The sequence below is a fragment of the Streptococcus infantis genome (assembly GCF_047464615.1).
Classification (GTDB): Bacteria; Bacillota; Bacilli; order Lactobacillales; family Streptococcaceae; genus Streptococcus; species Streptococcus infantis_Y.
Map to the genome: position 1 here is coordinate 96,942 of NZ_JASHBO010000009.1, position 18,960 is coordinate 115,901.

Here is an 18,960-nt window from a genome sequence, read left to right on the forward strand (position 1 = left end):
TCCCTGATCTGTTAGGATTTGCTAACCCAAATGGATTTAAAGGGGAAATAAGGAAAATTGGAGTTTCCCTTTCCTTAGTTTTCTTCAGTTTCCTTCAGTTTCCTGCAATTCTTTTAGTACAGCTAATCTTGTTTGGACGTCTTTTTCCAAGACTTTAAACTTATAGGTCAAATCTTTTTGATATTCCTTGATGAGTTCTTTTTGTTGGTTGATAATTTGCAGGCTATCTTGGATGATATCCAAGTCATCCTTAATGGCTTCAACACGATCAGTTGTATCTAGAACCTCTTCAGTGATAGCTTGGCGGTTCTTAACGAGGAGGTATGAACCGACTGCAGAACCTGCAAAAAGTAGTAAATTTGATAGTTTCATAGTGACTCCTTAAGCGTTTTTGATTGTTTCAGCGACTTGGGCAAGTTTGTCAAAGTCTGGTTCATGTGCGATAAAGTCAATCTTCAGATCGTCATCTGCACTATAGCGAGGGACAAGGTGGACATGGGTATGGAAAACGGTTTGTCCAGCAACTTCTTCGCAGTTGGCGATGATATTCATACCTTCAGCTTTGGTAGCTTTCATGACTTTTTGAGCAATCTTTGGTACTTGGGCGAAAAGTTGGCTGGCACTTGCAGCATCCATTTCTAAAAGATTGCGATAGTGTTCTTTTGGTACGACCAAGGTATGTCCTGATGTTACTTGGGAAATATCAAGGAAGGCAAGAACTTGATCATCTTCGTAAACCTTTGATGCGGGAATCTCCCCTGCGATAATCTTACAAAAAATACAATCTGACATAAAAACCACCTCTACTGTATTGAATTTTGATATAATATAGCTACATTATACCAGATTTGGAGAAAATATGTTAGAAATTAAAAACCTGACAGGGGGCTATGTCCATGTCCCTGTCTTGAAAGATGTGTCCTTTACAGTTGAAAGTGGGCAGTTGGTCGGTTTGATTGGGCTCAATGGTGCTGGTAAATCGACGACAATCAATGAAATTATCGGTTTGTTGACACCTTATAGTGGAGAAATAAGCATCGACGGACTAACCTTAGGTGCCAATCCTCGTGAATATCGTCAGCAGATTGGTTACATTCCTGAAACTCCTAGTTTGTACGAGGAATTGACTCTCAGAGAACATATCGAGACGGTTGCCATGGCCTATGGTATTGAGCAAAACCTAGCTTTTGAACGTGTAGAACCTCTTTTAAAAATGTTTCGTTTGGATCAGAAATTAGATTGGTTTCCTGTTCATTTTTCAAAAGGGATGAAACAGAAGGTTATGATTATCTGTGCCTTTGTCGTGGATCCGAGTCTCTTTATCGTCGATGAACCTTTCCTTGGTCTTGATCCCTTGGCAATTTCGGACTTGATTCAGCTTTTGGATCTTGAAAAGAAAAAAGGGAAGTCGATCCTCATGAGTACTCACGTTCTTGACTCTGCTGAAAAAATGTGTGATTCTTTTGTCATTCTCCACAAAGGTCAAGTCAGAGCTAAAGGGGATCTTGAAGAGCTGAGACAAGCTTTTGCCATGCCAGAAGCAAGTCTCAATGATATCTATTTGGCTTTGACCAAAGAGGAGGACCGATGAAAGACTTGTTTCTAAAGCGAAAGCAGGCTTTTCGTAAAGAGTGTGTCGGTTATCTTCGATATGTGCTCAATGACCACTTTGTCTTGTTTTTACTGGTCTTAGTAGGTTTTCTAGCCTATCAGTATAGTCAGCTGCTCCAGCATTTTCCTGAAAATCATTGGCCTATCCTTTTGTTTGTAGGTATTACCTCTGTTTTGCTTTTGCTTTGGGGAGGAATAGCGACCTATGTGGAAGCGCCTGATAAGCTCTTTCTCTTAGTGGCAGAAGAAGAAGTGAGAGAACACATCCAGAAGCAAAGTCTAGTTTCCTTCATCTTTTGGGTCAGTGTACAGACTCTCTTTTTGCTCTTTTTTGCTCCGTTATTTTTAGCCATGGGCTTAGGCTTAGGTGTTTTTGGGGTCTATGTTCTTCTGTTGGGAGTCGGGAAATATTTCCTATTTCAGAAAAAAGCTGGCAAGTTTTTTAGTGCAAATCATCTGGACTGGGACTATGTGATTGCCCAAGAAAGTAAACGCAAGCAGTTCTTACTTCGCTTCTTTGCCCTCTTTACCCAAGTTAAGGGAATTTCAAACAGCGTCAAGCGACGAGCTTATCTAGATGTTATCCTAAAAGCAGTTCAGAAGGTGCCGAGCAAGATTTGGCAGAATCTCTATCTTCGTTCTTATCTGCGAAATGGAGATCTTTTTGCCCTCAGTCTTCGTCTCCTCTTCCTATCTTTGCTGGCATTGATCTTTATCGAGCAAGCTTGGATAGCGACAGCAGTGGTAGTTTTATTTAACTATCTCCTGCTCTTCCAGTTATTGGCCCTCTATCATGCCTTTGATTACCAATATTTGACTCAACTTTTCCCGCTAGGCAAAGGTAAAAAGGAAAGGGGATTACAGGCAGTTGTCCGAGGATTGACTGGTTTTGTTTTATTGGTTCAACTGGTAGTTGGTTTGATTACCCTCCAAGAAAAACTAGCCCTTCTAGCCCTGCTTGGAGCTGGATTGGTCTTGCAAATCTTGTATCTCCCTTATCAGGTGAAACGTCAGATGCAGGACTAATACTCTTCGAAAATCTCTTCAAACTAGGTCAGCATCCATCTGCAACCTCAAAGCAGTGCTTGGAGCAACCTGCGGCTAGCTTCCTAGTTTGCTCTTTGATTTTCATTGAGTATAATATTGCTTATATGATACTAAAAAAGAAGTTGAGTTCAATCTGTCTCAGCTTCTTTTTAGTTACTACAGGATAATGGTTGGTCCGTAGAGACTCAACTTGGTCTTGACTTGGTCAAAGTGAAAACGGTCATAGGCTCGCCAAGCGGCGCGAGTTGGAGCATCTGGATCAAGAGCGCTGAGTCCCACGAGAAGACTGGAAGTCTGGTAAAATTTTTCCAGTTCAATCAAGACTCGATTATCTACTGTCTCAGCCTTGGCTAAAAAACCAAGAATAGAGTTTAATTGCTCCTGAAAGCGGACGTCGTCAGCGGTTGCCTGTTTGCATGCTTGGTAGGCTTTGTTTAAGTCAGTAATCAAAGTCTGAGCTCTTTTGATGGGGTCTATATCTGTCATGAGAATTCCTCCTTTGTAATGGTTTTAAAGATGTTTTAAGCCTTTGTCTTTCTATAATCCTAGCCTATCACTTTTTACTCTTTTTTTACCTTCAAATCTTTAATTGTCATTGAAATTTCCTGAATGGTAATAGCGAGATTTTATGATAAAATAGTTGTAAGGTTATCATAGTTATTTTGTAAAAACTTCAACTCTTTAGGAATTTTTAAGAACCGTTTAGGATTTGGTGAAAAATAGTTTCTAGATTTATGGTATCCTCTCTTCAGGAGGTTTTAGCCATGAACTATATCATCATTCAAAAAGAGAAAGAAATTTTCAAATTAAACATAAAGGATATCTACTACATCCAAACGCATCCAAGTAAAGCCCATACTGTGCAGATTGTTACTGAAGAAGCTAGCTTTGATCTGTTTCAAAATTTAAGCAAGCTTGAGAAACAATATGGGGAAACCTTAACGAGATGTCATCGGAATTGTCTGGTCAACCTTGAACGAGTAAAATCCATGGAACTCCAATCAAAGACTCTTTTTCTTGGAGAAGAAGGTCGATATGCTGTTCAGTATTCCAGACGTCGTTATAGAGAAATTCGCCAAAAATGGTTGAAAGAAGGAGAGTAAGAAGATGAGAATTTTTGTTTTAGAAGATGATTTTTCCCAACAAGCAAGAATTGAAACGACAATTGAAAAACTTTTGAAAAAACAGAGTATCATTCCCAGTTCTTTTGAAGTCTTTGGGAAACCAGACCAACTGCTGGTAGAGGTGCATGAGAAGGGGGCGCATCAGCTTTTCTTTTTGGACATTGAGATTCGAAATGAAGAGATGAAGGGACTAGAAGTGGCTAGAAAGATTCGGGATCGGGATCCTTATGCTCTAATCGTCTTTGTGACGACACACTCAGAGTTTATGCCCCTGTCCTTTCGCTACCAAGTGTCAGCTTTGGACTACATTGATAAGGCCCTTTCGGCAGAGGAGTTTGAATCTCGGATTGAAACAGCCCTTCTCTATGCCAATAGTCAAGATAGTAAAAGCCTGGCGGAAGATTGCTTTTACTTTAAATCAAAATTTGCTCAATTCCAGTATCCTTTTAAAGAGGTTTACTATCTCGAAACGTCTCCAAGACCCCATCGTGTTATTCTCTATACCAAGACAGATAGGTTGGAATTTACGGCGAGTTTAGAGGAGGTTCTCAAGCAGGAGCCCCGTCTCTTGCAGTGCCATCGCTCTTTTCTCATCAATCCTGCCAATGTGGTTCGTTTGGATAAAAAAGAAAAACTTCTTTACTTTCCCAATGGTGGAAGCTGTATGATAGCGCGTTATAAGGTCAGGGAAGTGTCTGAAGCTATCAATAACTTGCATTGAGCTAGGAGAGTTTATGAATATTGCTTGGATATTATTGTATACACTTATTACTCATGGACTAGAAATTGTCATTTTCTTTAAGGTGGATGGAATTGGTCTCACTTTTGAGAGGATTTTTAAAGCCTTTCTTTTTAAGATACTGTTGGCCTTTGTTTTTTTAATGATTGGCTATATGGTAGGAGATAGTTTCCTATTTTATTTTATGGAACCCTTGTATGGCATCGGCTTGTCTTTCTTACTGTTAAGAGGGCTTCCTAAAAAACTCCTCTTCTTTTATGGTCTCTTTCCAATGATATTGGTGAATCTCTTTTATAGAGGGGTCTCCTATTTTGTGCTTCCATTTTGGGGACAAGAAATTGTAGATAAAGATAGCAATCCTATCTTTTTATTGATGACGATATTCGTTTGCTTCATAGTTTTAGTCTTTTTGAAATGGTTGGACTATGATTTCACTAACTTGAGAAAGGAGATTCTAGATAAAGGTTTTCAAAAGTCCCTGACTAAGATTAACTGGATAATGGGGGCTTACTATCTAGTGATGCAAAGTCTGTCTTTCTTTGAATATGAACAAGGTATTCAATCAACGACTGTTCGCCATCTCATCCTAGTGTTTTACCTACTCTTTTTTATGGGGATTATCAAAAAGCTGGATACCTATTTGAAGGACAAACTCCATGAGAGATTGGACCAAGAGCAGACCTTGCGCTATAGAGATATGGAACGCTATAGTCGGCATATAGAGGAACTTTACAAGGAAGTACGGAGTTTTCGCCATGACTACACTAACCTCTTGACCAGCTTACGTCTGGGCATTGAAGAGGAGGATATGGAGCAGATAAAAGAGGTCTACGACTCCGTCTTGAAGGACTCCAGTCAGAAATTGCAGGACAATAAATATGACCTTGGACGATTGGTGAATGTTCGGGACCGTGCCCTCAAAAGTCTCCTAGCAGGCAAATTTCTAAAAGCCAGAGAAAAGGATATTGTCTTTAATGTCGAAGTTCCTGAGGAAATTCAAGTCGAGAGTATGAGTCTGCTTGATTTTCTGACTATTGTGTCTATCCTATGTGACAATGCTATTGAAGCTAGTGTAGAGGCCAGTCAGCCTCATGTCTCAATCGCCTTTATAAAAAATGGAGCACAGGAGACCTTTATCATTGAAAACTCCATCAAAGAAGAGGGGATAGATGTTTCTGAAATATTCTCTTTTGGAGTTAGTTCTAAAGGGAAGGGCCGAGGTGTTGGTCTCTATACCGTCATGAAAATTGTGGAAAGTTATCCCAATGCCAGTCTCAATACCACCTGTCAAGACCAAGTCTTTCGTCAGGTTTTGGCGGTTCATTTGCTGTCAAGTTCTGATTAGAGAATGTGTGAACAAGAGAACCGTGGCATTTTAGGTTGAAAAACACTGCAACGATTTATCCTTATCCAACCTGACTTTTTATAATATTCGAGGAAAAACAAATGAACCAGAAATTTTATTTTATAGCTTGTTCTGTACTGATCATCCTATCCAATCTTCTCATGTTTTCTCTAGTCAACGAAGGAGAAGGTACAGGAGCTAATCTGATTATAATTGTTTCAACCTGTGTCTTGCTGCCAGCCTTTTTACATGCAGTTGAAAATCAGCAGACATCATTGATTAGGGCAGAATCCTTGCTCCTCATTCAGATGGCAGTGGTGTCCTTAGTCCGTCTCATCAGCCGAATAGAGAGGACACCTGAAATCTTACATACAGGCCTCACCCTTCTAGTTTTAGCAAGCTGGCTAGCCTTTCTCGTCCTAGCTATCATGAGAATGTATCAGAAAAAAGGGAAGTAAAGTTAAGTACATTTTGATTTGTTAGGTGTTATTAGGGCAAGCATATTTTCCGTGCTTGCTTTTTTTCTACAATTTAGGAGGTTTTGATGACCATTCATGATTTGGGAGAATTAAGGTCAAAAGGAGTGCTATACTAGCAGTATAAAGGTTGTAACTCAACTAAGATAAAGCACACATTTAGGAGGAAATTTTATGAAGAAAAAAATACTTGTCATTTTCATCTTGTATCTAATCATGTCTCCTCTTGGGGATAGTAATTGGTATCATTTATTTTATACCATAGCCTATCTGATTGCAGTTATAATCTATTTTGCTTTAATGAAAAAGAAAGGAGCAAAGAAATGAAAACTATTCTTGCTAAAAAACGGAACATCTTCCTTGCGAGATTGTTCCTAGGTCAGTTGCCCTTGCTTGTCTCTACTTATCTATTTCTATCTCGTCAGTTTTTACATTTTTCCTTGGTTTTCCAATTGCTTCTAGTGATTATCAACTTGGCTTCTATTTTGGTGATTGTTTACCTCACTAGAGAAATGAGAGTGAGAAAGTTTGAAGATGATGAGTTGGTCAATCCTAGAACCAATCAACTCATGTTCATCGGATTGACAGGTTTTATGTCTATTATCGGTTTGTATAGAGGTATGACGGCGGCAGAATCCTATCAACAACTGATTGGTTATATTGGTGCCGTTCTCTGCTTAATCATCATGCTGCTGCTCATTTGGGGCTTGAAGTATTATAAAAAGTAAGATCACAAAAAGAACTTACAGGCAGTGTGTTCAGACTACGGGATTTTTCAAGAGGGGTTCTTGCAATTTAAGAGTTTTTGATGACCATTTAAGATTTGGATGCAAAGCCTAAAAAAGTAGTGCTATACTAAAAGTGAAAAATCACAAGGATACCAATGCTAAATAGAAATAAAGGAGTGATTCTTATGACGAAAAAAATAATAACGATTGTCATCTTGTATGTAATCATGCAAACTTGTCTTTATCCGCTTAGGGGAAATGAGTGGTATTATGTAATGGACGCACTAGCATACTTTGTTTCGGTTTATATCTTCATTAAGTTCAATAAAAAAATGGAGAAACAGCCACTTTGAATCTTGAACATAGAAGTTTTATAGGTCTAGAATGGATCATCTAAATAGGATGAATGGTTTCAAATTAATATCTTCTAAGTATTATCTGTGAAATGCAAAATTCTTGCATCTTTATTTTGATGATTCTAAATGGAGGAATCATATGAAAAAGTATGTCGAATTGTTAGATTTATTTGCCCGAGTTGTAGTGATATTGATATCGCTTGTTCTTTGTATAAGAGTACTCTTGATTTCTAATGAACTCTGGAGAAATATTGTGGTATTGGTGAGTACTCCTGTTACGATCTATAGTCTGTTAAAACATAGACCAGGTAAGAAGAACATAAAAACCCTGTGAGAATCTTAAAAGAAAGATTAAAAAGATGCAAGCAAAATATAAAAATAAAATAGTAGAAGTTTGGGAAATTGGTAAAGATACTCCTAAACCAAGTTGGGTAGAAGACGCCTTGCAAAAGAATTACATAGTATGGCTAGACAATCATGTCCGAATTTTAATGGCAGGACTTCAGTCTTCTCTTGCAACCAATCTCAAAATTGGGTTAGTCGGAACAGCAGGAGGAGGTTTTGCTGGTTATAGTATGTATGTCCTTGGCTATCCAGGAGATTATCTTGACCTCACAAATCATAGAGTGGTATCTGCCACAACTTTTCATCGAGAGTATCAAGTATTATAAAATAATTAGGTAGAAAAAAGATGATGGTCTATCATTTTGAAAAGAATTGACTGCCTAGATGATGAAAAATATAAAGTTTTTAGCAGCAACAAAAGTACACAAGGGTAGATGTATTGGATTATCAAAGTCATGGTGAAAGCTACCGAGACTGAATGCTGGAGGATTAAATGATAATTGTTGGCAGTTACGATAGCAAAGCCATTAGGGAATTTCTATGAAAAAATATTCTATTCTTTTCAAAACAAGTGCAGTCCTTTCTTATTTATTTTTGTTTTTCGGCTTGTTTTGGACAACCCAATTTTGGAGAAATTATTGGGAGTTTTCATCTTGGGTAGGAAATCTCATCTGGATTCGAAACATCATCTGGATTCGAAACATCATCAGCCTTCTCTTTATCGGCCTGATGGTTTGGATTTTGATCAGGTCGGGTCATGCTTATCTCTTTTGTATCCCTAGGAAAAAGTGGTTGAGTTATTCTGTTCTGACGGTGTTAACAGCTGTCGTACTTATATGCTTTAACTATCTGACAGCTAAACACGTTCAGGGGACAAACGAAGGTTGGAATTTGTTTATTGTCTATAGTGAGACCAATTTTGCGGAGTTCGGTGTTTACCTAACCTTAATCGTACTAGGACCTCTGATGGAAGAATTGGTATGTAGGGGACTGCTTCAACATGCCTTCTTTAAGAATTCAAGATGGGGACTGGATGTTCTATTTCCGTCAGTTTTATTCGCCTTACCTCATTTTTCAAGTTTTCCTAGTCTACTAGACCTTCTGGTTTATACAGCAGTTGGGTGTATATTTGGTGGTTTGACACGCTATACCAAGATTATCTATCCTTCTTATACGATTCATATCATCAATAATATCATTGCAAACTTACCATTTTTGCTCACTTTTCTACATAGGGTCTTGGGGTAAAAAAACCAAAGGCTTGCTTTTCAGCCATAGAGGAGGTCATCATATATAAACACTTATTTTTCTTAGATTCAAAAACCTTAGACTGGTTGACGCCCTATATTCTAGACTTGGCTTCTGACACCATTGCCTTTAATGTTTTTGTGCTAACCTTTGTATCTGTGGTGGTTTTTTATTTCCTGAATCCCATGTTAGCTTTAATAGCTATATTCTTAGGGGCTGGCTATGTGGTCGGATTTTGGTTGTTAAAATGGTTTGTTTTGGAAAGGCTAGAACTAAAGGATGACTTGTAGGAAGTCTGTTTGGTGAGGAGGATAATTTGATGGAGTTTTTTGATAAATTTCATGCCTTATGTTTTGGATTTTTAGTACTAATAATCGTCATTACAGTTCCTTATACGATTAACCATGGGGATTTTTTTCAAAATGAGTCTGCACTGATTATTGTAAGTCTTCTTGTAACATCGCTGAGTGTTGCTTATGCTAGACAGTTTGAAATGATTTCTTTTGGGAGGTTAAGCAGGAAACAACTTTTGCTTTTCATTGGAATCTTTTTTCTAAGTGTGCTTGAGACGCTAGTTTATATTCGTTTCTTCGCTGTTTCTTCTGGCGCAGGAGTTCAACACTTGGCGGAAGTCAGCAGAGGAATTTCCCTGTCTTTGATTTTGACTACCGCAGTTTTTGGACCCATCCAGGAGGAACTCATTTTCAGAGGACTTCTTCAGGGTGCGGTTTTTGATAATTCGTGGTTAGGGCTTGTTCTAACTTCCTCTCTCTTTTCTTTCATGCATGGACCTTATAATGTCCCTTCGTTTATTTTTTATCTACTTGGGGGCTTGTTGCTAGGCTTTGCTTATAAAAAGAGCCAAAATCTATGGGTTTCTACTCTAGTCCACATGTTTTACAACAGTTGGCCACTCTTATATTATTTATAAAAATCATGAAAGGTAAGTAGGAGATTGTGCTTACCTTTTTCTTTCTATAATGATAGCCCAAACCACCCCAGAGGCTTTTATTTGAGAATCAGGTCTGGACTGGTTGACGAATAGGCTAAAAACTAGTAGAATAGTAAGGAAACTTTATACGGAGGAAAGAAATGGACTTGGGTGATATTGAGCTAACGCTGACCCCTATACCTGGGAAAAGCGGGAAAGCTTATATGGGAAGCTACCCTAATGGGAAGCGCGTCTTTATTAAAATGAACACCTCTCCAATCCTACCTGGTTTAGCCAAGGAACAAATCGCTCCTCAATTATTATGGACTCGCCGTTTATCGGATGGGCGTGATATGTGTGCCCAAGAATGGTTGAATGGTAAAATTTTGACCCCTTATGATATGAATCGCAAGCAGATTATCAATATTTTGAGCCGCTTGCATCGTTCGCGTCCTTTGATGACGCAATTGACTCGTTTGGGCTATTCTTTAGAAACACCTTTTGACTTGCTTCAGGCTTGGTTAAAAGATGCTCCAGAATCCTTGAAGAACAATCAATATCTAAGAATGGTAGTAGAGGATTTGCGAGGAAGTTTGCCAAACTTTAGGGAAGATTATGCAACGATCGTTCATGGAGATGTACGACATAGTAATTGGATTGAGACAGAGAGCGGTCTTATTTATTTAGTGGATTGGGATTCCGTTCGCTTAACGGATCGCATGTTTGATGTAGCGCATATGCTATGTCACTATATTCCAGACTATCAGTGGAAAGAGTGGTTGACTTATTACGGTTACAAATACAACCAAACAGTCATCAACAAACTATTTTGGTATGCTCAGTTATCCTTCTTGAGTCAGATTGCCAAATATTATACAAATGAAGATCTAGAAAATGTCAATCGGGAGATTTATGCCTTGCGTATCTTCCGTGACAAGTATGGAAAGAAGAGATGAGAGTTAGAAATCGTAAAGGGGCAACAGAATTACTAGAGGCTAATCCTCAGTATGTTGTCTTAAATCCTTTAGAAGCCAAAGGAAAATGGCGAGACCTCTTTGGAAATGACAATCCTATCCATGTTGAGGTTGGTAGTGGTAAGGGAGCCTTTGTGTCAGGTATGGCCAAGCAAAACCCTAATATCAACTATATCGGGATTGATATTCAAAAGTCTGTTTTGAGTTATGCCTTGGACAAGGTTTTGGAAGTCGCTGTACCTAATATTAAATTATTGTGGGTTGATGGTTCTGATTTGACCGACTACTTTGAAGATGGTGAGATTGATCGCTTGTACCTAAACTTTTCAGATCCGTGGCCTAAAAAGCGCCATGAAAAGCGTCGTCTAACCTATAAGAGTTTCTTGGATACCTTCAAGCGTATCTTGCCTGAACACGGTGAGATTCATTTCAAGACAGATAATCGTGGCTTGTTTGAATACAGCCTAGTGAGTTTTTCTCAATATGGCATGAAGCTCAATGGAGTTTGGTTAGATTTGCACGCCAGCGACTTTGAAGGTAATGTCATGACTGAATATGAAGAAAAATTCTCAAGTAAGGGTCAAGTTATCTACCGAGTTGAGGCTCAGTTTTAATGTAAAAAAATATATCAATCAAAAATTTTATCATAACCAAAAAAGTTAGATATATAATTTTTCCAAGGGTTTAGTTCTCTATTGCACGGGCTAAGCTCTTTTAGTTTGCTGTTAGTTCATTCGAGATTTTGGTAACTGTATACTTGCAACCAGATAAGTGGTATAATGAAGGAGTTATGAGAAGAAGAATAAAACCGATTGTAGTCTATTTTTTCTTTTTCCTTGTGATAGGTGGTTTAATTTTGTCCGACTATCAACATCATAGACAAGTGGTGTCGCAAGCAGAAAAAACTGAGAAAACTACTCAAACTAGTGAAATAGAAAAGAATAAGGTTGTTGAAGATAGATTAGTCAGGATGACTTTGGAAGAAAAAGTAGGCCAGTTATTCTGGGCTAGGATTCCTTCTAGTCATCAGCTAGAAGACCTTCAATCCTATCATTTTGGAGGTTATATCTTATTTGGACGAGATTTTGAAGGACGAACCTTAGAGGATATGAAAGTTTTGACAAGTCGCTACCAAGCTGCTTCAAAGACTCCTTTATTGATTGGTTCAGATGAAGAAGGCGGAACCGTGACTCGTATCAGTTCGATTTTAGAGACTCCTTTCCAATCTCCTTTGGAACTTTATCAAAAGGGTGGGATGGAGGCAATCCGTTCTGATACTAGGCAGAAGGCAGAGCTACTAAAATCTGTTGGTATCAATGCTGGACTCTTTCCAGTTGCAGATCTTGCCAGCAATCCATCAGCCTTCATCTATGATCGAACCATTGGACAAGATGCCCAAACGACTGCAAGTTATGTTGGGCAGGTTGTAACAGAACTTCAAAAAAACAAGGTTGGGTCAACCTTGAAGCATTTTCCTGGATATGGAGACAATGGAGACAGTCATACCGACATTATCCAAGACAATCGATCCTTGGATGAGTTAAGACAAGCGGATTTGCTACCTTTTCAAGCTGGCATAGATGCAGGTGCGGATAGTGTTTTGGTTTCGCACAATATTCTATCCAAGATTGATACTGTTCCGTCATCGATCTCACCAAAAATCAATGATATTCTTCGCAAAGAACTCCACTTCAATGGAGTTATTATGACGGATGATCTCGATATGGCAGGATTGGCTGATTTTGTCAATCAGGATGAAGCTGCCCTTCAAGCAATTTTAGCGGGTAATGATTTGATTTTAGGATCTTCGTACCAAACTCAGATTCCTTATTTATTAAAGAAAGTCTCCTCAGGAGATCTGACAGAAGAGCGTATTGATGAGTCTGTGAGACGTATTTTATCTTGGAAATATGACTTGGGGATATTAGGGACTTTGCAGTAAAGAGGGGAGACGGCTAGAAAAGGATCAGCTGCTTGGATGCGGAATAGTTGATTTGTAAGGAATTCAGATTGCTTGGTAAGGTGATATCTTTCCATAATGGATATCTTTCTATAAAATTGTGCAGAATTTTAAGAAAAAGCTTAAAATCAAGCCTTCTGAGTGCTTATACTTTACATAAGTATTTAAAAGTGCTATACTGTAAGTAAGAATATGAGAAAGTGAGGCGGGGAAATATCTTCGCCTCTTGCTTATGAGGAGGTGGACGCAATCGCAACTATCGTAGAATTAGTCAGAGAAGTCGTAGAACCTGTCATTGAAGCTCCCTTTGAACTCGTGGATATCGAGTACGGAAAGATTGGCAGTGACATGATTCTTAGTATTTTTGTAGATAAACCAGAGGGAATTACCTTGAACGACACAGCGGACTTGACAGAGATTATCAGTCCTGTCCTAGATACTATCAAGCCAGATCCCTTCCCAGAACAATATTTCCTAGAAATCACCAGTCCAGGCTTGGAGCGTCCTTTGAAAACCAAGGAAGCAGTCGCTGGAGCAGTTGGGAAATACATCCATATTGGACTTTACCAAGCCATCGATAAGCAAAAGGTCTTTGAAGGAACCTTGCTAGCCTTTGAAGAGGATGAGTTAACTATGGAGTATATGGACAAGACTCGTAAGAAAACAGTCCAAATCCCATACAGTTTGGTATCAAAAGCACGTTTAGCAGTAAAATTATAGTAAAAGAAAGGAAGCTTTTGAAGATTCAAAAGTGAATAGAAGATGAGTAAAGAAATGCTAGAGGCCTTCCGCATTTTGGAAGAAGACAAGGGAATCAAAAAAGAAGACATCATTGATGCAGTGGTGGAATCACTTCGTTCAGCCTATCGCAGACGCTATGGGCAGTCTGATAGTGTAGCCATTGATTTCAACGAAAAAACAGGTGACTTTACAGTTTATACTGTTCGTGAAGTTGTTGATGAAGTATTTGATAGCCGTTTGGAAATTAGCTTGAAAGATGCTCTTGCCATTAACTCAGCCTACGAGCTTGGGGACAAGATTAAATTTGAAGAAGCACCAGGAGAGTTTGGTCGTGTAGCAGCCCAATCTGCCAAACAAACCATCATGGAAAAAATGCGCAAGCAAACACGTGCCATTACCTACAATACTTACAAAGAGCATGAACAAGAAATCATGTCAGGTACAGTGGAGCGCTTCGACAATCGCTTTATCTATGTCAACCTTGGCAGCATCGAAGCACAATTGTCAAAACAAGACCAAATTCCTGGAGAAGTTTTTGCTTCTCATGATCGTATCGAAGTTTATGTCTACAAGGTTGAAGACAATCCTCGTGGAGTGAATGTCTTTGTAAGTCGTAGCCACCCTGAAATGATCAAACGCTTGATGGAACAAGAAATTCCTGAAGTTTATGACGGAACTGTTGAGATCATGAGCGTAGCTCGTGAAGCAGGTGACCGTACCAAGGTTGCTGTTCGCAGTCACAATCCAAACGTAGACGCTATCGGTACAATCGTTGGACGTGGTGGAGCGAATATCAAGAAGATTACTAGCAAATTCCACCCAGCTCGCTACGATGCTAAGAGCGATCGTATGGTTCCAATCGAAGAAAACATCGACGTTATTGAATGGGTAGCCGATCCAGCTGAATTTATCTACAACGCTATCGCTCCTGCAGAGGTTGACCAAGTTATCTTTGATGAAAACGACAGCAAGCGTGCCTTGGTCGTTGTGCCAGATAACAAGCTTTCTCTTGCGATCGGTCGTCGTGGACAAAACGTTCGTTTGGCAGCTCATTTGACAGGATATCGTATCGATATCAAGTCTGCAAGTGAGTTTGAAGCCATGGAAGCAGCAGAAGAAGCTGACCAGGTAGAAACAGACGAATTGGTCGAAGAATAAAAGCTGATCAGAGGAGGGAAGGATGAAAACTAGAAAAATCCCTTTGCGCAAGTCTGTTGTGTCTAATGAAGTGATTGATAAACGCGATTTACTCCGTATTGTCAAGAACAAAGAAGGACAGGTCTTTATTGACCCGACAGGCAAGGCTAATGGTCGTGGCGCTTATATCAAGCTAGACAATGCAGAAGCCCTTGAGGCCAAAAAGAAAAAAGTCTTTAACCGTAGCTTTAGTATGGAAGTTGAAGAAAGCTTTTATGACGAGTTGATTGCCTATGTCGATCACAAAGTGAAAAGAAGAGAGTTAGGACTTGAATAAACAAAAAATTGCCAATCTCTTGGGACTTGCTCAGAGAGCAGGGAAAATCATCTCGGGTGAAGAATTGGTGGTCAAGGCCATTCAAGACGGCAAGGCCAAGTTGGTATTTCTCGCCCATGATGCTGGTCCCAACCTGACCAAGAAGATTCAGGATAAAAGTCATTATTATCAAGTAGAAGTTATTACCGTGTTTTCAACACTGGAATTAAGCATAGCAGTCGGAAAATCAAGAAAGGTTTTGGCTGTGACAGATGCTGGATTTACAAAGAAAATGAGGTCTCTTATGGAATAGAAGAGGAGGACATGATTTGTCTAAGAAAAGATTGTACGAAATCGCAAAAGAACTTGGAAAAGAAAGTAAGGAAGTTGTAGCGCGTGCAAAAGAGTTGGGCTTGGATGTGAAAAGCCACTCATCAAGTGTGGAAGAAGCTGTCGCTGCAAAAATCGCTGCCAGCTTTAAGTCTGCTGCTCCAAAGGTAGAATCGAAACCTGTGGCTCCAAAGCCAGTTGACGCTAAGGAAGAGGCAAAACCAGCAGCAGCTGTTGCCCCTAAAGAGGAAAAAGTGGCGCCAGTAAAACCGCAGAGTCGAAACTTTAAGGCTGAGCGTGAAGCTCGTGCAAAAGAGCAGGCTGAACGACGCAAGCAAAATAAGGGCAATAACCGTGACCAACAACAAAACGGAAACCGTCAGAAAAACGACGGGCGCAATGGTGGTAAACAAGGTCAAGGCAACCGCGACAATCGTCGCTTTAATGACCAAGCTAAGAAACAGCAAGGTCAGCAAAATCGTGGAAATGATCGCCGCAAGCAAGAGGACAAACGTCCAAATCAAGCAGGACCACGCATTGACTTCAAAGCCCGTGCAGCTGCTCTAAAGGCAGAGCAAAATGCAGAATATGCTCGTTCAAGTGAGGAACGCTTCAAGCAGTCTCAAGCTGCCAAAGAAGCCTTGGCTCAAGCAAACAAACGCAAGGAACCTGAGGAAATCTTTGAAGAAGCTGCTAAATTGGCTGAACAAGTACAGCCAGTTCAACCACTGGTTGAAGTTGCTCCTGCAGCTAAAGAACCTGTAGTGGATACACGTCGTAAGAAACAAGCCCGACCAGACAAAGAACGTGATGATTTCGATCACGAAGAAGATGGTCCTAGAAAACAACAAAAGAATCGAAGTAGTCAAAATCAAGTGAGAAATCAAAGAAATAGTAACTGGAACAATAACAAAAAGAATAAAAAAGGCAATAACAAAAACAACCGTAGTCAGGCACCAAAACCTGTTACAGAGCGTAAGTTCCATGAATTGCCAACAGAATTTGAATATACAGATGGTATGACCGTCGCGGAAATTGCAAAACGTATCAAGCGCGAACCAGCTGAGATTGTTAAGAAACTCTTCATGATGGGCGTGATGGCGACACAAAACCAGTCCTTAGACGGTGAAACAATCGAACTCCTCATGGTCGATTACGGTATTGATGCTAAACAAAAGGTTGAAGTGGACAATGCTGATATCGAACGTTTCTTCGCTGAAGATGGTTATCTCAATGAAGATGAACTTGTAGAGCGTCCACCAGTTGTTACCATCATGGGACACGTTGACCACGGTAAAACAACACTCCTAGATACCCTTCGTAATTCTCGTGTTGCGACAGGTGAAGCGGGTGGTATCACGCAGCATATCGGTGCCTACCAAATCGTTGAAAATGGCAAGAAGATTACCTTCCTTGATACACCAGGACACGCGGCCTTTACATCTATGCGTGCGCGTGGTGCTTCTGTTACCGATATTACGATCTTGGTCGTAGCGGCAGATGACGGGGTTATGCCTCAGACTATCGAAGCCATCAACCACTCAAAAGCGGCCAACGTTCCAATCATCGTAGCCATTAACAAGATTGATAAACCAGGTGCCAACCCAGAACGCGTTATCGGTGAATTGGCAGAGCATGGTGTTATGTCAACTGCTTGGGGTGGAGATTCTGAATTTGTTGAAATCTCAGCTAAATTCAACCAAAATATCGAAGAATTGTTGGAAACAGTCCTTCTTGTGGCTGAAATCCAAGAACTCAAGGCAGACCCAACAGTGCGTGCGATCGGTACAGTTATCGAAGCGCGCTTGGATAAAGGAAAAGGTGCGGTCGCAACCCTTCTTGTTCAACAAGGTACCTTGAATGTTCAAGACCCAATCGTTGTCGGAAATACCTTCGGTCGTGTCCGTGCTATGACCAACGACCTTGGTCGTCGTGTTAAGGTTGCTGGACCATCAACACCGGTTTCTATCACAGGTTTGAATGAAGCACCGATGGCAGGTGACCACTTTGCCGTTTACGAGGATGAGAAATCTGCGCGTGCAGCAGGTGAAGAACGTGCCAAACGTGCCCTCATGAAACAACGTCAAGCTACCCAACGTGTCAGCCTTGAAAACCTCTTTGATACCCTTAAAGCTGGTGAGCTTAAGTCAGTTAACGTTATTATCAAGGCCGACGTACAAGGTTCTGTTGAAGCCCTTTCTGCTTCACTTCAAAAGATTGACGTGGAAGGTGTCAAAGTGACTATCGTCCATGCAGCTGTCGGTGCCATCAACGAATCTGACGTGACTCTTGCCGAGGCTTCAAATGCCTTTATCGTTGGTTTCAACGTACGTCCTACACCACAAGCTCGTCAACAAGCAGAAGCTGACGATGTAGAAATCCGTCTCCACAGCATCATCTACAAGGTGATCGAAGAGATGGAAGAAGCTATGAAAGGGATGCTTGACCCAGAATTTAAAGAAAAAGTTATCGGTGAAGCGATCATCCGAGAAACCTTCAAGGTATCTAAAGTGGGAACAATCGGAGGATTCATGGTTACCAGCGGTAAAGTTACCCGTGACTCTAAAGTCCGTGTTATCCGTGATGGTGTTGTTATTTACGATGGCGCTCTAGCTAGCTTGAAACACTATAAAGATGACGTTAAAGAAGTTACAAACGGCCGTGAAGGTGGTCTCATGATTGACGGCTACAATGATCTTAAGATGGATGATGTGATTGAAGCCTATATCATGGAAGAAATCAAACGATAATAGAGAAACGATAGCCGATTTGACTCGTCGTCAACAGCGCCTTGATGAACCCGTAGTTGTATCTAAGGCTTGTTTCCTAGATTCAAATGGCTCTAGTTCCTCTATCTACTAGACAAAGCTAGGTCTGCTGGCCTAGCTTTTGGTTCAATTGAGAGAAAGGAAAAAAGCATGGCAAATCATTTCCGTACGGATCGTGTGGGCATGGAGATCAAGCGCGAAGTCAATGAGATTTTGCAAAAGAAAGTCCGTGATCCACGAGTCCAAGGTGTGACTATCACTGATGTTCAGATGCTAGGGGACTTATCTATGGCTAAGGTTTACTACACTATTTTGAGTAACCTGGCTTCAGATAACCAAAAAGCTCAAATCGGGCTTGAAAAAGCAACTGGAACAATCAAACGTGAACTGGGTCGCAATTTGAAATTGTACAAAATTCCAGACTTAACTTTCGTCAAAGATGAATCCATAGAGTATGGAAACAAGATTGACGAGATGCTACGCAATCTGGATAAAAACTAAGTAGAAAGAGGGGCAACCCTCTTTTTTGTGTGGAAAATAGGTGGAATTTAAAATGGAAAAATATTCTTTTAAAAATGAGATTCTGTATTTATAAAATGTTTGCTAATCAGAAAATGCTTTTTTTTTTTAGGAAATATGATATGATAATTTCATAAATATAGTCAATTGAACCTAAAACAGTACATAATGTGGTATAATCTTCTTATGGCATATTCAATAGATTTTCGTAAAAAAGTTCTCGCTTATTGTGAGAGAACAGGTAGTATAACAGAAGCATCACACA

25 protein-coding genes are annotated in these 18,960 nt (G+C 40.0%); 22 read left to right on the top strand and 3 right to left on the bottom strand.

Annotated elements, in window-relative coordinates; all coding sequences use genetic code 11:
• Positions 1 to 84 precede the first annotated feature (84 nt).
• Positions 85 to 372: a hypothetical protein gene (locus QM450_RS06685; protein WP_414320068.1), complete on the bottom strand. Its 288-nt coding sequence runs from the start codon at positions 370 to 372 to the stop codon at positions 85 to 87.
• 9 nt (positions 373 to 381) lie between these two features.
• Positions 382 to 792, bottom strand: coding sequence for an HIT family protein (locus tag QM450_RS06690; RefSeq protein WP_414320069.1), 411 nt, complete (start codon positions 790 to 792; stop codon positions 382 to 384).
• Between the two features lie 67 nt (positions 793 to 859).
• Here QM450_RS06690 and QM450_RS06695 point away from each other — a divergent pair, with 67 nt between their 5' ends.
• Both QM450_RS06695 and QM450_RS06700 read left to right on the top strand, forming a co-directional pair.
• Positions 860 to 1,591, top strand: coding sequence for an ABC transporter ATP-binding protein (locus tag QM450_RS06695; protein WP_414320070.1), 732 nt, complete (start codon positions 860 to 862; stop codon positions 1,589 to 1,591).
• The gene (locus tag QM450_RS06700; RefSeq protein ID WP_414320071.1) at positions 1,588 to 2,637 is read left to right on the top strand and encodes an ABC transporter permease; all 1,050 of its coding nucleotides are present in this window, start codon (positions 1,588 to 1,590) and stop codon (positions 2,635 to 2,637) included. The genes QM450_RS06695 and QM450_RS06700 overlap by 4 nt, the downstream gene beginning before the upstream one ends.
• A gap of 177 nt (positions 2,638 to 2,814) precedes the next feature.
• Here QM450_RS06700 and QM450_RS06705 read toward each other — a convergent pair whose 3' ends face one another.
• Positions 2,815 to 3,144 carry a helicase BlpT gene (locus QM450_RS06705; RefSeq protein WP_414320072.1) on the bottom strand — a complete coding sequence of 110 codons (330 nt, stop codon included), beginning with the start codon at positions 3,142 to 3,144 and terminating at the stop codon, positions 2,815 to 2,817.
• Between the two features lie 278 nt (positions 3,145 to 3,422).
• On the opposite strand from QM450_RS06705, the gene QM450_RS06710 reads away from it, so the two are divergent.
• The 20 genes from QM450_RS06710 to QM450_RS06805 form a co-directional block, all read left to right on the top strand.
• A complete protein-coding gene (locus tag QM450_RS06710; protein ID WP_414320073.1) occupies positions 3,423 to 3,761 on the top strand; it encodes a LytTR family DNA-binding domain-containing protein in 339 nt (112 codons plus the stop codon).
• A gap of 4 nt (positions 3,762 to 3,765) precedes the next feature.
• Positions 3,766 to 4,503 carry a response regulator transcription factor gene (locus tag QM450_RS06715; RefSeq protein ID WP_414285673.1) on the top strand — a complete coding sequence of 246 codons (738 nt, stop codon included), beginning with the start codon at positions 3,766 to 3,768 and terminating at the stop codon, positions 4,501 to 4,503.
• A gap of 13 nt (positions 4,504 to 4,516) precedes the next feature.
• Positions 4,517 to 5,866: a sensor histidine kinase gene (locus tag QM450_RS06720; protein WP_414320074.1), complete on the top strand. Its 1,350-nt coding sequence runs from the start codon at positions 4,517 to 4,519 to the stop codon at positions 5,864 to 5,866.
• A gap of 101 nt (positions 5,867 to 5,967) precedes the next feature.
• Positions 5,968 to 6,324, top strand: a complete 357-nt coding sequence (locus tag QM450_RS06725) for a hypothetical protein (RefSeq protein WP_281335176.1) — start codon at positions 5,968 to 5,970, stop codon at positions 6,322 to 6,324.
• A gap of 192 nt (positions 6,325 to 6,516) precedes the next feature.
• The gene (locus QM450_RS06730; protein WP_049527004.1) at positions 6,517 to 6,669 is read left to right on the top strand and encodes a hypothetical protein; all 153 of its coding nucleotides are present in this window, start codon (positions 6,517 to 6,519) and stop codon (positions 6,667 to 6,669) included.
• A complete protein-coding gene (locus tag QM450_RS06735) occupies positions 6,666 to 7,070 on the top strand; it encodes an immunity protein (protein ID WP_414320075.1) in 405 nt (134 codons plus the stop codon). The genes QM450_RS06730 and QM450_RS06735 overlap by 4 nt, the downstream gene beginning before the upstream one ends.
• 715 nt (positions 7,071 to 7,785) lie before the next feature.
• Positions 7,786 to 8,097 carry a role in replication gene (locus tag QM450_RS06740; protein WP_414320076.1) on the top strand — a complete coding sequence of 104 codons (312 nt, stop codon included), beginning with the start codon at positions 7,786 to 7,788 and terminating at the stop codon, positions 8,095 to 8,097.
• A gap of 214 nt (positions 8,098 to 8,311) precedes the next feature.
• Positions 8,312 to 9,019, top strand: coding sequence for a lysostaphin resistance A-like protein (locus tag QM450_RS06745; RefSeq protein ID WP_414320077.1), 708 nt, complete (start codon positions 8,312 to 8,314; stop codon positions 9,017 to 9,019).
• Between the two features lie 41 nt (positions 9,020 to 9,060).
• On the top strand, positions 9,061 to 9,309 hold the full coding sequence (gene blpZ, locus QM450_RS06750) for an immunity protein BlpZ (RefSeq protein ID WP_049549661.1): 249 nt from the start codon (positions 9,061 to 9,063) through the stop codon (positions 9,307 to 9,309).
• 29 nt (positions 9,310 to 9,338) lie between these two features.
• Positions 9,339 to 9,950 carry a lysostaphin resistance A-like protein gene (locus tag QM450_RS06755; RefSeq protein ID WP_414320078.1) on the top strand — a complete coding sequence of 204 codons (612 nt, stop codon included), beginning with the start codon at positions 9,339 to 9,341 and terminating at the stop codon, positions 9,948 to 9,950.
• Positions 9,951 to 10,111: 161 nt separating this feature from the next.
• The gene (gene ccrZ / locus QM450_RS06760) at positions 10,112 to 10,906 is read left to right on the top strand and encodes a cell cycle regulator CcrZ (protein WP_075232002.1); all 795 of its coding nucleotides are present in this window, start codon (positions 10,112 to 10,114) and stop codon (positions 10,904 to 10,906) included.
• Complete coding sequence (trmB, locus tag QM450_RS06765) at positions 10,903 to 11,538, top strand: tRNA (guanosine(46)-N7)-methyltransferase TrmB (protein WP_075230032.1); 636 nt, start codon at positions 10,903 to 10,905, stop codon at positions 11,536 to 11,538. The genes ccrZ and trmB overlap by 4 nt, the downstream gene beginning before the upstream one ends.
• Positions 11,539 to 11,714: 176 nt before the next feature.
• Entirely contained in the window at positions 11,715 to 12,866 is a 1,152-nt protein-coding gene (locus tag QM450_RS06770; protein WP_414320079.1) for a glycoside hydrolase family 3 protein, read from the top strand.
• Positions 12,867 to 13,124: 258 nt separating this feature from the next.
• The gene (gene rimP / locus QM450_RS06775; RefSeq protein WP_414320080.1) at positions 13,125 to 13,604 is read left to right on the top strand and encodes a ribosome maturation factor RimP; all 480 of its coding nucleotides are present in this window, start codon (positions 13,125 to 13,127) and stop codon (positions 13,602 to 13,604) included.
• 42 nt (positions 13,605 to 13,646) lie between these two features.
• Complete coding sequence (gene nusA / locus QM450_RS06780) at positions 13,647 to 14,783, top strand: transcription termination factor NusA (protein ID WP_049504279.1); 1,137 nt, start codon at positions 13,647 to 13,649, stop codon at positions 14,781 to 14,783.
• A gap of 22 nt (positions 14,784 to 14,805) precedes the next feature.
• Positions 14,806 to 15,099 (top strand): RNase P modulator RnpM, encoded by a 294-nt coding sequence (rnpM, locus tag QM450_RS06785; RefSeq protein ID WP_000857562.1) that lies wholly within the window; start codon positions 14,806 to 14,808, stop codon positions 15,097 to 15,099.
• Complete coding sequence (locus tag QM450_RS06790; RefSeq protein WP_414320081.1) at positions 15,092 to 15,391, top strand: YlxQ-related RNA-binding protein; 300 nt, start codon at positions 15,092 to 15,094, stop codon at positions 15,389 to 15,391. The genes rnpM and QM450_RS06790 overlap by 8 nt, the downstream gene beginning before the upstream one ends.
• A 16-nt stretch (positions 15,392 to 15,407) precedes the next feature.
• Positions 15,408 to 18,158 carry a translation initiation factor IF-2 gene (gene infB / locus QM450_RS06795; RefSeq protein WP_414320082.1) on the top strand — a complete coding sequence of 917 codons (2,751 nt, stop codon included), beginning with the start codon at positions 15,408 to 15,410 and terminating at the stop codon, positions 18,156 to 18,158.
• 168 nt (positions 18,159 to 18,326) lie between these two features.
• Positions 18,327 to 18,677 (top strand): 30S ribosome-binding factor RbfA, encoded by a 351-nt coding sequence (rbfA, locus tag QM450_RS06800; protein WP_125389399.1) that lies wholly within the window; start codon positions 18,327 to 18,329, stop codon positions 18,675 to 18,677.
• A gap of 204 nt (positions 18,678 to 18,881) precedes the next feature.
• Positions 18,882 to 18,960, top strand: a 79-nt coding sequence (locus QM450_RS06805) for an IS630 transposase-related protein (protein ID WP_414320084.1), incomplete at its 3' end; no start/stop codon positions are given.